Raw genomic sequence first — 13,219 nt, 5'->3', positions numbered from 1 at the left:
GGCGTGATTGCCAGCGTCGAGGGCCAGGTGCTCACGCTCGATCACGACGGCGCGAGCGCCGCGCCGCTCGCCGCCGGCCGCACTGTCTTCCAGTCCTATGGCGACGTCCTGGCCGAGGCCCCGCTGGAACCCGGCGCCCGCGTGACCTTCAAGTTCCGCAAGGTCGCCGTCGGCGAGGGCTGGGAACTGACCGAGATGCGGGGGCGGTAAAAAGGCCCTCTCCCTGTGGTAGAGGTGTCCGCGCAGCGGACGGAGAGGGAAGGGGCTGATGAGCTCCAGCCTCCGCGGAAGCTGAAAACCTCCCCCCTCCGGCCCTCCGGGCCACCTCCCCCACAGGGGGAGGATCTTAAGCTCCTACAGCTTGACCAGCATCTTCCCGAGGTTCTCGCCCGAGAACAGCTTGATGAAGGCCTCGGGGGCGCGGTCGACGCCTTCGACCACGGTCTCCTTCCAGGTCAGCTTCCCGGAATTGATCCAGTCGGCCATGTCGCGGACGAAGGCCGGGAACAGGTCGTAGTGGTTGGAGACGATGAAGCCCTCCAGGCGAAGACTCTTGCCCACCGCCTGGATGATGTTGGCCGGGCCGGTCGGGCGGCCGGTCTCGTTGTACTGCGAGATCATCCCGCACAGGGCGAAGCGGCCGAAGGGGCGGGCCGAGTTCAGCGCCGCCTCCAGGTGCACGCCGCCGACATTCTCGAAATAGACGTCGATGCCCTTGGGCGCGACCTTGGCCAGTTCGGCGGTCACGTCGGGGGTGGCCTTGTAGTCGATCACGTGGTCGACGCCGATCTCCTTGAGGAAGGCGACCTTTTCGGGTCCGCCGGCCGATCCGATCACGGTGTGGCCCTTGATCTTGGCGATCTGGCAGACGACCGAGCCGACCGCGCCGGCGGCGGCCGAGACGAAGACGATGTCGCCTTCCTTCAGCGCGGCGACCCGCAAGAGGCCGGCATAGGCGGTCATGCCGGGCATGCCGGCCACGCCCAGGAACGCCTGGGGCGGCATGCCGTGGGTGGAAAGCTTCATGATCCCGCCCATCGGCCCGGCGGCGGCCAGCGCCTTTGGATTGGCGTTGTAGGCCTCGCGCCAGCCGAACATCGAGCTGACGATATCCCCGACCTTGAAGTCGGGATCATTGGAGGCGGTGACTTCGCCGACCGCGCCGCCTTGCAGCGCCTTGCCCAGTTCGAACGGCGGCACGTAGCTCTTACGGTCGGTCATGCGGCCGCGCATGTAGGGGTCGACCGACATCCAGAGATTCTTGACCTGGATCTCGCCGTCGCCGGGCGGCGGCAGCTCGACGCTGGCCAGCTCGAAGTTGTCGACGGCCGGCACGCCGACGGGGCGGCTCTTGAGGCGGATCTCACGCGACGTGGTCATGGCGACCTCCCTTTATGTTCTCGTTCAAACGAATGTTTAGCCCTGGCTAGCGCCAGTCGCCAAAGCTTTTCGCGACAACTCGAAGCGGCTAGAGACGGGCCATGACCCAAGAAGCGCAAGTCCAAGTTCTGAAGGCTGGTGTTGTCGGCGCCGGCGTGTTCGGCGGCTATCACGCCAAGAAGTATGTCGAACTGCCGGGCGTCGAGCTTGTCGGCGTGTTCGACATCGACCTCGCCCGCGCCGAGGCGCTCGCGGGCCCGCTGGGCGCGACGGCCTATGACGACATGGACGCCTTCCTGGCCGCGGTCGACGTGGTCACCGTCGCCACCCCCGCCGTGCACCACGCCAAGGCCGCGCTGGCCGCGTTGAAGGCGGGCAAGCCGGTCTATTCCGAAAAGCCGCTGGCGGTTTCGCCCGAGGACGCCGACGCCCTGATCGCCGCCGCCGCCAAGGCCGGCGCGCCGCTGGCCTGCGGCCACCAGGAGCGGGTGGTGTTTCAGGCCATGGGCCTGCTGGACATTCCCGAGCAGCCCACGCGCCTGGAAGCGGTGCGTCGCGGCACGCCGTCGGACCGCAACCTCGATGTTTCCGTGGTGCTCGATCTGATGATCCACGACATCGACCTGGCCCTGGCTCTGTGCGCCGCCGACCCGGTGGCCGTGGAAGGCGAGGGCGAGGCCGATCGCGGCTATGGCCTGGACTGGGTGAAGGTTGAAGCCACTTTCGCCAACGGCTTCACCGCCGTGTTCGACAGCTCGCGCGTGGCGGAGGCCCGCGAACGGACGATGAAGGTCGTCTTCCCGTCGGGCGAGGTCGAGATCGACTTCCTGGCCCGCACCTTCCGCAACACCACGCCGTTCCCGCTGATCGAGGACTTCACCGAGACCCCGGCCGGCAAGGACCCGCTGGGCCAGAGCGTCGCCGGGTTCCTCAAGGCCGTGCGCGGCGAGGCCCCGCGTCCGGTGGTGACGGGGGAGGAGGCCGCTCGGGCCCTCGACCTGGCGCTGGCGGTCGAGCATTCGGTGGATTGAGGCGCCTTTTCATCGTTATCCCGGCCGCAGCGCGCAGCGCGTAGAGCCGGGATCCAGGGGGCGCCGCACTGCGTCGGCTACCGCGACGGTGAGTTGCCATTCGTTGAGCCCAGTCTCCCTGGATCCCGGATAACGGCTGCGCCGTTTCCGGGATGACGAAGTGGGGACGCTCAGCGCCGCCGCTTCAGGCTCGCCACCTGCAACACGGTGGCGATGGCCGCCAGGCCCGCGCCCATCAAGGCCACGCTGTTCCAGCCGCCCAGGTTCCACGCCGCCGCCGCGGCGGCCGAACCGGCCGCGCCGCCGAGGAACATGCCGCCCATGAATAGGGTGTTCAACCGCGCTCGGGCCTCCGGCCGCAGGGCGTAGACGAGGTGCTGGTTCGAGACCAGCGAGCCCTGCACCGCGAAATCCAGCAGCACGACGCCGACGAGCAAGCCGGCGATCGAGATCCAGGTTCCGAACAGGATCCACGAGGCCAGGGTCAGCACCGCGCCCAGCGCGATGGTCAGGTGCGGACCGCGCTTGTCGGCGATGCGACCGGCGACCGGGGCGGCCAGCACGCCGACCACGCCGACGATCCCGAACAGGCCGGCGACGTCCGCGCCCAGCGAGAAGCGTTGCTGCAATTGCAGGGCCAGGATGGTCCAGAAGGCGGTGAAGGCGGCGAACAGGCTGGCCTGGGTCAGGGCGGCCAGGCGCAGCTCCGGGAACTCGCGCCACAGCTTGCCCAGCGAGGCCAGCAGGTCGGCATAGGAGAGGTCGGTGTCCGGCTTGCTGCGCGGCAAGGCCAGAGCCATCAGCGCGGCGGCGGCCAGGGCGATCGGCGCGCCCAGCCAGAACATCGCCCGCCAGCCGCCGTGTGTGGCGACGAACCCGGCCAGGGTGCGCGACAGCAGGATGCCGCACAGCAGGCCCGACATGACCGTGCCGACCGTGGCTCCGCGCTTTTCCGGCGCCGAGAGGTGGGCGGCGAAGGGTACGATCTGCTGGGCTACCGTCGCCCCGGCCCCAACCAGCAGCGAGGCCAGCAGCAAGAGGGCGGTGCTGGGGGCCAGGGCGGCGGCGACCAGGGCGATCGCCAGCACCAGGAACTGGCCGACGATCAGGCTCTTGCGCTCCATGCGGTCGCCCAGCGGCGTCAGCAGGAAGAGGCCGGCGGCATAGCCCAGCTGGGTCGCGGTCGGCACGAAGGCCGTCAGCGGACCGGGCAGGTCGCGCTCGATCAGGCCCAGCATCGGCTGGTTGTAATAGATGTTGGCCACGGCCAGGCCGGCGGCGGCGGCCATGGCGAAAGTCAGGCCCCGGCCCAGGGCGGGCGAGGCGCCGGTGTCATTGGGGGATGATAGGGCGGCGGTGCTCATGATCGGCTCCAGGCCGCCCGAGGTGGGGGAGGGGGCGGCGTTCCGTGTCAGTCGCTGAGCTATATAGAGCATCCCGCCACTGTTTATAGTATGGCCTTGCGGTAAGCTGGCATAACGGATTTCGATAGAATGGACCTCGCCGACGTCGGCGTCTTCGTGGAAGCGGCCCGGGCCGGCAGCCTTGCGGGCGCGGCGCGACGGCTGGGGATCACGCCCATGGCCGCCTCGCGGCGCATGGCGGCGCTGGAGCAGGATGTCGGCGCACGCCTGGTTCACCGCACGACCCGGGCCTTGTCGTTGACCAGCGAGGGCGAAGCCTTCTTGCCGCACGCCCAGGCCATGCTGGAGGGCGAGGCCGCCGGACGCGCGGCGATCCGGCCGTCGGACGCCGGGGCTTCCGGCCTGCTGCGGATCACGGCTTCGGCCGCCTTCGGCCGCAAGGTGGTGGCCCCGGCCGTGGCGGCCTTCATGCACGCCAATCCCGAGGTGTCGGTCGACCTGCTGCTGACCGACAGCGTCGTCGACATCGTCGCGGGCGGGATCGATCTGGCCATCCGCATCGCGCCGCTGCGCGACAACTCGCTGGTCGCCCGCCGTCTGGCCGACAATCCACGCGCCCTCTACGCCTCGCCCGACTATCTGGAGCGGCGCGGTGCGCCCGGAAAGCTTACCGACCTGGCCGAGCACGACTGCCTGACGATGAGCGGGGCGACCCATTGGGCCTTCCTCTCCGGCGGGCGGCAGGTCCAGCAGAAGGTCGCCGGCCGCTTCACCGCCAGCGGCGTCGAAGGACTGCACCAGGCCTGCCTTGGCGGGGCGGGGATCACGCCGCTGTCGGCCTGGGACGTGCGCGACGAGGTCGCCGACGGCCGCCTCGTCGAGCTGCCGCTGGCGGACGCGGTCCTGCCGGGCTGGTCGATCTGGGCCGTCTATCCCGCCGCGCGCCAGGCGCCGGCCAAGGTGCGCCTCTTCGTGGCGGCCCTGGCGCAGCGGCTGGCCCAAGCGTGACATTTTCATTGTTTGCAGGCGGCCCCGGGTCCAATCCGGGCTCGTATCGCCCATGGAGACCGGCTTGACCGACAATCGCACCCACAAAGAGCGCATGCTGGCCGGTGGTCTCTATGATCCGATGGACGCCGAGATCGTCGCCGACCAGGAGCAGGCCCTGGCCTGGATGGAGCGCTATAACACCCCGGGCCAGACCATCGCCCAGCGCCAGGCGCTGCTGGCCGAGCGGTTCGCCAGCGTCGGCAAGGGCGCCAACATCCGCGCGCCGTTCCATTGCGACTACGGCTACAACATCACCCTGGGCGACGGGGTGTTCATGAACTTCGGCTGTGTGATCCTCGACGTGGTGGCCGTGACCATCGGCGACCGCACGATGATCGGGCCGCACGTGAAGATCTTCGCCGCCGACCATCCGCGCGACCTCGAGACCCGCAAGACCGGGCTGGAGTTCGGCCGGCCGGTGGTCATCGGCAAGGACGTCTGGATCGGCGGCGGGGCGATCATCGTCCCGGGCGTCACCATCGGCGACGGCGCGGTGATCGGGGCCGGCGCGGTGGTGACCCGCGACGTTCCGGTCGGCGCCACGGCGGTCGGCAATCCGGCCCGCGTGAAGGCCTGACAGAAAGCCCGACAAAAAGTTCGGACAGGGTGTCGGGACGGTGCCGCGGCCAGCGTCCTTGGCCCGACAACCAAACACTAGGGAGCCGCCACAATGCGCATGATCTTCGTCAACCTGCCGGTCGCCGACCTCGACCGTTCCAAGGCCTTCTTCGAGGCCCTGGGCTTCTCGATCAATCCGCAGTTCAGTGACGAGACCGCCGCCTGCGTGGTGGTGTCCGAGACGATCTTCGTGATGCTGCTGACCCACGACAAGTTCCGCCAGTTCATCACCGGCGAGATCAGCGACGCCCATGCCGCCACCGAGGTGCTGACCTGCCTGTCGGCGGAAAGCCGCCAGGAGGTCGACGACCTTCTGGCCAAGGCCCTGGCCAACGGCGGCAAGGCCTGGAAGCCGATCATGGACATGGGCCCGATGTACGGCGCCAGCTTCCAGGACCCCGACGGCCACGTCTGGGAGCTGATGTACATGGACATGGCCGCCATGCAGCAGGGCGGCTGATCGCCTGTCGGACAGATTTCAGGATTGAAACTCAGTCGCAGGTGCGCCTATAGCCGCCGTCTCTTTTCTGGGGATGGTCATGCGACTCCGTTTCTCGCGCGCCGCCGCTCGGCGCGCCCTGTTCTCGACGCTCAGCCTGGCGGCGCTCTCGACGGGCGCCGCCGCCCACGCCCAGGCCCCCCAGGGCCAGGCCGACGACGTCGAGCGCGTGGTCGTCACCGCCGCCCGCACCAAGCTGCCGGTCACGGCCCTGCCGCTGACGGTGGACGTGATCGACAGCCAGGCGCTGGACCAGCAACTGGCCGTCAGCGGCTCGGTGGTCGACGCCATCTCCAACCTGTCGGCTTCGTTCTCGCCGACCCGCGAGAAGCTGTCGGGTTCGGGCGAAAGCCTGCGCGGCCGCTCGCCGCTGTTCGCCATCAACGGCATCCCGCAGTCGACGCCGATCCGCGACGGCTCGCGCGACGGCTACACCATCGACCCGTTCTTCATCGACCGCGTCGAGCTGATCTATGGCTCGAACGCCCTGCAGGGCATCGGCGCCACCGGCGGCGTGGTCAACCAGGTGACGGTCGGCCCGCCCAAGCGCGACGGCGTCACGGGCAAGGTCCTGACCCAGACCACCATCGGCCACGACATGGGCGACAGCATCGGCGCAAAGGTCGGCGGCCTGGTGGCCTGGCGCCAGGGCGCTTTCGACGCCACGGCCGGCGTGGCCTGGGAAAAGCGCGGCGCCTTCTACGACGCCAACGGCCGCCGCATCGGCATGGACAACACCCAGGGCGACGTCCAGGACTCAAAGGCCCTGTCGTTCTTCGGCCGCCTGGGCTGGCAGCTGAACGACACCGTCCGCCTCGACGTGGTCGCCAACCGCTTCGAGCTTAAGGGCGACGGCGACTACGTGACGATCACCGGCACGGCCCCGGCGGTCACCGACGGCAACCGCGCCAGGCGTCTGCCGACCACCTCGATCCACGGCGACGTGCCCGGCGTGCCGGCGGCAAACCGCGTCGAGACCGTGTCGGCGCAACTGAGCGACAGCGACCTGCTGGGTGGCGATTTCACCGCCCAGGTCTTCTACAACCGCTCGCGCGACACCTTCGGCGGTGACATCAGCGCCACCTTCCAGGACGTGCGCATCGCGCCCACGGGCACGCTGTTCGACCAGTCGACGAACCGCTCGCGCAAGCTGGGCGCGCGGATGAACTACGAGCGCCAGGCGCCGGGCATCGAGAACCTGACCGCCACGGTCGGCCTCGACGCCATGAGCGACCGTACCGAGCAGATGCTGATCGCCACCGGCCGCGCCTGGGTGCCGCCGACCAAGTTCCAGAGCGTCGCGCCGTTCATCCAGGGCAACTACGCGCTGCTCGACGGCAAGCTGCGCCTGGCCGGCGGCGTACGCTTCGAGAACGTCGAGCTGAAGGTCGACGACTTCGAGACCCTGGCCTCGTACGGCTCGCGCAAGGTGGCCGGCGGCAATCCCGACTTCAAGGCGACCCTGGCCAACGGCGGGGTGGTGTTCGAGCCGGCCTCGGGCCTGCGCCTCTACGCCAGCTACGCCGAGGGCTACACCGTGCCGGACGTCGGCCGGATCCTGCGGTCGATCAATGTCGCCAACGTCGATGTCGACACCTATCTCAGCATCGAGCCGATCGTGTCGAACAACCGCGAGATCGGCGGCGAGTGGAAGCGTGGCCCGATCGACGCCAGCGTCGCCTATTTCTGGTCGTCGTCGAAGCTGGGCCAACTGCTGGTCAAGAACTCGGGCGGCATCTTCGACGTGCAGCGCCAGAAGGTCGCCATCGAAGGTCTCGAGATCAATGTGAAGACCAAGACCTCGGTCGAGGGCCTGGACCTGTCGGCCGGCTACGCCCGCCTGCGCGGCCAGACCGACGCCAACGGCGACGGCGGCCTGGACACCGATCTCGACGGCGCCAACATCTCGCCCGACCGCATCAACCTGGCGGCCGACTACGCCACGGGCAAGTGGGCCCTGCGCCTGCAGGTGCGGGCCTATTTGCAACGCAACATGGGCAACGCCCTGGTGAAGGACGACTTCGACGGCTACACCCTGGCCGACGCCTTCGTCCGCTATCAGCTGCCGGTGGGCGACCTGTCGCTGGGGGTGCTGAACCTGCTCAACAAGCAATACATCACCTACAACTCCGACACCGTCGCCCCGGCCAAGGACAAGTTCTACGCCGGCCGCGGCCGCACCGCGACGCTCGGCTGGACGGCGCGCTTCTGATGAAGATCCTGCGGCTCCTGCACCGCTGGTCGGGCGGTCTGATCGGCCTTCTGCTGGCGGTGCTGGGGCTGACCGGCGCGCTGCTGGTGCACGAGGACGCCTTCCTGCGCGCCACCGTGCCCCACGCCGCCGACGCCCAGCGGCAGGATACGGCGACCCTGGCGGCCGCCGCGACGCGGATCTTCGCCGCGCAGGAGCGTCCGCGCTCGATCGTGCTGGCGACCGAGCGCAAGGGGCTGCACAAGCTGTCCTATCCCGGCGAGACGCAGAAGGGCGCCTATGCCGACCAGGACGGCGCCATCGTCCAGGCCTGGACCAGCAACTGGGCCCGGCCCGAGATCTGGCTGTTCGACCTGCACCACCACCTGTTCGCCGGCGACGTGGGCGACATCGTCGGCGGGATCGCCGGCCTGGCGGGCCTGGCCTTCGTGGTCACCGGCCTGATCCTGTGGTGGCCGACCCGGCGGATGTTCCACCTGCGGGCCTGGCCGCGGATGATGAAGCGGGCGGCCGTCGTCCACCACCATCGCGACCTCGGGGTGCTGGTGGCGCCGCTGCTGATCCTGTCGCTGACGACGGGCGCGACCATGAACCTGAAATGGTTCTCCCAGGCCCTGCGCGCGCCGTTCACGGCTCCGGCGGCGATGGACAAGGCTTCGGCCGCGCCGAAGATCAAGGGCGGCAAGCTGGCCGCCGACCTCGATTGGGGCAAGGTGATCGGCCAGGCCCAGGCCCGCTTCCCGGGCGCGGAGGTGCGCACCATCGGCCTGCCGGCCAAGACCGGCGGCCTGGTCGCGATCCGCCTGCGCCAGCAGGCCGAGTGGCTGCCCAACGGCCGCACCATGGCCTGGTTCGATCCGGCCACCGGCAAGATGGTCGCCTCGCGCGACGCGCAAGGCATGCCGCTGGGCTCACGCATCACCAATGCCGACTTCCCGCTGCACGCGGCCAAGGTCGGGGGACTTGCCTATCGGCTGGTCATGACGGTGTCGGGCCTGGCCCTGACGCTGCTGGGCACGCTGGCGGTGGTGACCTTCTGGGGCAATCCGTCGGGGCTGCCCAAGCGGCGGAAGAAGAAGGCTGCGGCCGCCGCGCCCAAGAAGCAGCCGGCGCCTGAGCCCGCCTGATGCAGGGACGCCGGCGAGGCTAGGGTTTTCCCCAGTTTCGGCCGGCGATCACCGCTTTCAGGATGACGGACCCCTCCAGTGAAAGGCGTCCGTTCATGGCCGACAATTCCAACGACAACGGTGGCGCTTCGGGCGTGGGCGGGGTTTCCGGCGCGAACGGGACCACCAGCGCCGACCGGGCCGAAGCCGCGCGCGACGCCATGGATGCAGGCCGCACTGCCGCTGAGAAGACCGCCGAAGCCATGGTCGCCGACGCGGTCAGCACGCTGGGCGCCGTCTGCAGCGTCGACACCCAGGCCTTGGCGCAGGCCGTGGCCGCCACGCCGGTGGATGTGCGGGCCGCCGTGATCGACGCGGTGGTCGACAAGCTGGGCCCCTTGCAGCAGGCCCAGTTCGAGCAGGACCTGGCCGCCGCCACCTTCACCGACAAGTTCACGCAGGCTCCCGACATGTCGCCCCGCGCCTGGGAGGGCTTCCAGGCAGGCTTCACCGGCCAGCTGGGAGCGGCTGGCGGCATGGTAGGGGTAGAGTTCGGCGGGCCGGCCGGCCTGTCGGGGACCTGGGACGCGACGGTCGGCATGGGGCCGGTATCGACCAGCCTGCGCGATGGCACGGTCTCGGTCAGCGCGCCGCTGGGCGGCCTGTTCTCGGGGACCTACAGCCACACGCCCGGCCTGGACGGCGACGTCAACCGCGTCGGCATCGCCATTGGCGTCGACAAGGGCCCGGCCGGCGCCGGCTTCGAGGTCAATGTCGATGTGGGGCCGAACGAGCCAGCCACCACCTTGCAGGGGACCTGGCAGGATCGCGACGCCAGCGGCAAGATCCAGGTGGCCGGCGAGAACGTCGACAATCGCAAAATGACCGAGTTCGGCCCCGGCGTGTCGTCGACCGTCTACGACTCCACGGGCCGGCCGACGCAATACAGCACCGGCGTCGTGGCCAACGATCCCAACAACCTAGACCGAGCCATGCGTGGCCTGAGGTAGGGCAGGGCTCAGCCCTCCACCGCCACCGCATCCCCCACCACGATCTCGCCGCCTTCGATGACCCGGGCGGTCAGGCCGCCGCGGCCGCGGACGGCGTTGTAGCCGCCTTCGCCGAGGATCTCGTTCATGCGGCTGCATGGGTGGCAGCCGCCGGTGGCTTCCAGCAGCGCGCAGCCGATCCGGAAGCGCTTGTCGGACAGGCCCAGGAGGTTGATGCCCGTGACCACCAGGTTGCGGCGCAGGTCGAACGGGGAGACGGGGTCGTCGCGGCCCAGGAAGCCGGCGATGGCGGCCAGGTCCTCGGCCTGGATCAGGGTCACCTGGCGCGGACCACCAGGGCGGCCGGTATAGTGGTCGCCCACGAGGCCGGCCTCGACGGTGATCTGCGCGCGCTCGACGGAGACCAGGGCCGCGCGGCGGGCCGGGCGCAGGCCGATCCAGACGAGGCGGCCCGGCCGCATCGGGCCGGCGATCAGCCGGGCGAGGGGGCTGTCGGGATTGATCCCGCGCTTGGCCCCCGCCGCCATCAGGCCTTCTCGACGAAGCTGTCGATGACCTTCTTCTCGCCGGCCTTGTCGAAATTGACGGTCAGCTTGTTGCCCTCGATCGAGGCCACCTGGCCGTAGCCGAACTTGACGTGGAACACCCGGTCGCCGCGGCTGTAGGCGCTGTTGGTGGGGGCCGAGACCGCCACCAGCCGGCCTTCGCCCTCGATCGGCTTGGCTCGCGCCGCCGAGCCGCCGCCGCGCCAGGCCGCGTGGCCGCCGCCCTTTTCGGCGAAGCCGCGGGCCGATTGCTGCACCCGGTCCTGGGCCCGCTTCCAGCCGGGGCTGTCGTAGCTGCCGCTCTGGAAGGCGCTGACGCCGGGATCGTCCCAGCGCGAAGAGACCGTCTGCTGCATGCCGGGACCGCCGCCGTAGTAGCCGGTCTCCGAACCGGCATCGACGTGCTCCAGCGGCAGTTCGTCGACGAAACGGCTGGGCAGCTGGCTGGTCCAGCGGCCGTAGACCTGCCGGTTGGCAACGAAGCTGATGCGGGCCTCCTCGCGGGCGCGGGTGATGCCCACATAGGCCAGCCGCCGCTCTTCCTCGAGGCCCTTCTCGCCCTTGTCGTCCATGCTGCGCTGGCTGGGGAACACGCCTTCCTCCCAGCCGGGCAGGAACACCAGCGGGAACTCCAGACCCTTGGCCGAGTGCAGGGTCATGATCCAGACGGCGTCGCCGGTGGCCTCGCGGTCGAGGTCCATGACCAGCGACACGTGCTCCAGATAGGCCTCCAGGCTGTCGAACTGACCCATCGACTGGACCAGTTCCTTGAGGTTTTCCAGGCGCGTCTGGCTCTGCGGGCCTTTGTCCAGGCGCAGGGCGTCGGTGTAGCCGCTCTCCTCCAGCACCATCTCCAGCACCCGCTGGTGGTGCATGTTCCCGATCTGGGCGCGCCAGCGGTCGAGGTCGCGGATGAAGTTGGACAGCGCCGTACGCGTGCGGGCCGGCAGGTCGTCGCTGCCGATGATCACCCGGGCGGCCTCGACGGTGGAGATCCCCTCGACGCGGGCGATCTGCAGCAGCTTCTGCACGCTGGTGTCGCCGATGCCGCGCTTGGGCGTGTTGACGATGCGCTCGAAGGCAAGGTCGTCGTCGGGCGACTGGATCAGGCGCAGATAGGCGTGGGCGTCGCGGATTTCCGCCCGTTCGAAGAAGCGCGGGCCGCCGACCACCTTGTAGGGGATCTGCAGCATCACGAAGCGCTCTTCGAAGGCGCGCATCTGGAAGCTGGCCCGCACCAGGATGGCCATCTGGTTGTAGCGACGGCCCGCGCGCTTGGCCTTCTCGATCTCGTCGGCGACCATTCGGCTTTCGGCCTCGCCGTCCCAGACGCCCGAAACCTTGACCTTTTCGCCGCCGGTCTCGTCGGTCCACAGGGTCTTGCCCAGGCGCCCCTTGTTGGCGGTGATCAGGGTCGAGGCGGCCGCCAGAATATGTTCGGTCGAGCGATAGTTACGCTCCAGCCGCACGACCTTGGCGCCGGGGAAGTCGCGCTCGAAGCGCAGGATGTTGTCGACCTCCGCCCCGCGCCAGCCGTAGATCGACTGGTCGTCGTCGCCCACGCAGCAGACGTTCTGGCGGCCCTGGGCCAAGAGGCGCAGCCACAGGTACTGGGCGACGTTGGTGTCCTGGTACTCGTCGACCATCACGTACTGGAAGCGCCGCTGGAAGTCGGCGAGCACGTCCGGATTGCCGGTGAAGATCGTGATGTTGTGCAGCAGGAGGTCGCCGAAATCGCAGGCGTTGAGGATGCGCAGCCGCTCCTGGTACTGGCGATAGAGGCTGATGCCCTCGCCGTTGGCGAACTCGCCGGCTTCCGAGGGCGGCACCTTGTCGGGCGTCCATCCGCGGTTCTTCCAGGCGTCGATCAGGCCCGACAGGATGCGCGGCGTCCAGCGCTTGGCGTCGATGTTCGCCGCCTCGATCAGCTGTTTGAGCAGGCGCTCGTTATCGTCGGTGTCGATGATCGTGTAGTTCGACTTCAGCCCCACCAGCTCGGCGTGGCGGCGCAGGATCTGGGCGGCCACCGAGTGGAAGGTGCCCAGCCAGCGCAGGCCTTCGGCTTCCGGACCGATGATGTGGGTGATCCGCTCGCGCATCTCGCGCGCGGCCTTGTTGGTGAAGGTGACGGCCAGGATCTCCCAGGGCCGGGCGCGGCCGGTGGCGAGGATGTGCGCCAGGCGCGTGGTCAGCACCCGGGTCTTGCCGGTGCCGGCGCCGGCCAGCACCAGGACCGGGCCCTCGGTGGTGACGACGGCTTCGTGCTGTTCGGTGTTGAGCCCGCTCAGGTAGTCGGGCGCGGGCCCGCCGCCGCTGGGAGCCTGCGGACGGGCGAGGTCGGAGATGCGCGGAGCGGGAAGGTCGCCGAACGGGTCGGTCGAGTCGTAACCGGAAGACATGGGAA

12 protein-coding genes are annotated in these 13,219 nt (G+C 69.4%); 8 read left to right on the top strand and 4 right to left on the bottom strand.

What is annotated here, in order from left to right; translation table 11 throughout:
• Window positions 1–3 precede the first annotated feature (3 nt).
• Complete coding sequence (locus SGCZBJ_RS25970) at window positions 4–210, top strand: hypothetical protein (protein WP_240621396.1); 207 nt, start codon at window positions 4–6, stop codon at window positions 208–210.
• Between the two features lie 144 nt (window positions 211–354).
• Here the strand turns inward: SGCZBJ_RS25970 and SGCZBJ_RS03040 are convergent, their stop codons facing one another.
• Entirely contained in the window at window positions 355–1,380 is a 1,026-nt protein-coding gene (locus tag SGCZBJ_RS03040; RefSeq protein ID WP_101716555.1) for an NADP-dependent oxidoreductase, read from the bottom strand.
• A 101-nt stretch (window positions 1,381–1,481) separates the two neighbouring features.
• Here SGCZBJ_RS03040 and SGCZBJ_RS03035 point away from each other — a divergent pair, with 101 nt between their 5' ends.
• A complete protein-coding gene (locus SGCZBJ_RS03035; RefSeq protein WP_101716554.1) occupies window positions 1,482–2,411 on the top strand; it encodes a Gfo/Idh/MocA family protein in 930 nt (309 codons plus the stop codon).
• 170 nt (window positions 2,412–2,581) lie between these two features.
• On the opposite strand, the gene SGCZBJ_RS03030 is transcribed toward SGCZBJ_RS03035, so the two are convergent.
• On the bottom strand, window positions 2,582–3,775 hold the full coding sequence (locus SGCZBJ_RS03030) for an MFS transporter (protein WP_101716553.1): 1,194 nt from the start codon (window positions 3,773–3,775) through the stop codon (window positions 2,582–2,584).
• A 129-nt stretch (window positions 3,776–3,904) separates the two neighbouring features.
• Here SGCZBJ_RS03030 and SGCZBJ_RS03025 point away from each other — a divergent pair, with 129 nt between their 5' ends.
• The 6 genes from SGCZBJ_RS03025 to SGCZBJ_RS03000 all read left to right on the top strand — a co-directional run bounded on the left by SGCZBJ_RS03025 (window position 3,905) and on the right by SGCZBJ_RS03000 (window position 10,270).
• The gene (locus tag SGCZBJ_RS03025; protein ID WP_101716552.1) at window positions 3,905–4,783 is read left to right on the top strand and encodes a LysR family transcriptional regulator; all 879 of its coding nucleotides are present in this window, start codon (window positions 3,905–3,907) and stop codon (window positions 4,781–4,783) included.
• A gap of 64 nt (window positions 4,784–4,847) precedes the next feature.
• Window positions 4,848–5,402, top strand: a complete 555-nt coding sequence (locus SGCZBJ_RS03020; protein WP_276308916.1) for a sugar O-acetyltransferase — start codon at window positions 4,848–4,850, stop codon at window positions 5,400–5,402.
• 93 nt (window positions 5,403–5,495) lie between these two features.
• The gene (locus tag SGCZBJ_RS03015) at window positions 5,496–5,903 is read left to right on the top strand and encodes a VOC family protein (protein WP_101716550.1); all 408 of its coding nucleotides are present in this window, start codon (window positions 5,496–5,498) and stop codon (window positions 5,901–5,903) included.
• Window positions 5,904–5,982: 79 nt separating this feature from the next.
• Entirely contained in the window at window positions 5,983–8,154 is a 2,172-nt protein-coding gene (locus SGCZBJ_RS03010) for a TonB-dependent receptor (protein WP_205685308.1), read from the top strand.
• On the top strand, window positions 8,154–9,281 hold the full coding sequence (locus SGCZBJ_RS03005) for a PepSY-associated TM helix domain-containing protein (RefSeq protein ID WP_101716548.1): 1,128 nt from the start codon (window positions 8,154–8,156) through the stop codon (window positions 9,279–9,281). Before SGCZBJ_RS03010 ends, SGCZBJ_RS03005 begins: the two co-directional genes overlap by 1 nt.
• Before the next feature lie 95 nt (window positions 9,282–9,376).
• Window positions 9,377–10,270, top strand: a complete 894-nt coding sequence (locus tag SGCZBJ_RS03000) for a hypothetical protein (RefSeq protein WP_101716547.1) — start codon at window positions 9,377–9,379, stop codon at window positions 10,268–10,270.
• Window positions 10,271–10,278: 8 nt separating this feature from the next.
• Here the strand turns inward: SGCZBJ_RS03000 and SGCZBJ_RS02995 are convergent, their stop codons facing one another.
• Together SGCZBJ_RS02995 and SGCZBJ_RS02990 are read right to left on the bottom strand one after the other, a co-directional pair.
• Window positions 10,279–10,797 carry an MOSC domain-containing protein gene (locus tag SGCZBJ_RS02995; RefSeq protein WP_101716546.1) on the bottom strand — a complete coding sequence of 173 codons (519 nt, stop codon included), beginning with the start codon at window positions 10,795–10,797 and terminating at the stop codon, window positions 10,279–10,281.
• Entirely contained in the window at window positions 10,797–13,214 is a 2,418-nt protein-coding gene (locus SGCZBJ_RS02990) for a DUF3553 domain-containing protein (RefSeq protein WP_101716545.1), read from the bottom strand. Before SGCZBJ_RS02990 ends, SGCZBJ_RS02995 begins: the two co-directional genes overlap by 1 nt.
• Window positions 13,215–13,219 lie beyond the last annotated feature (5 nt).

The organism is Caulobacter zeae (assembly GCF_002858925.1).
Taxonomy (GTDB): Bacteria; Pseudomonadota; Alphaproteobacteria; order Caulobacterales; family Caulobacteraceae; genus Caulobacter; species Caulobacter zeae.
This window is presented reverse-complemented; position numbering and strand designations above follow the sequence as displayed.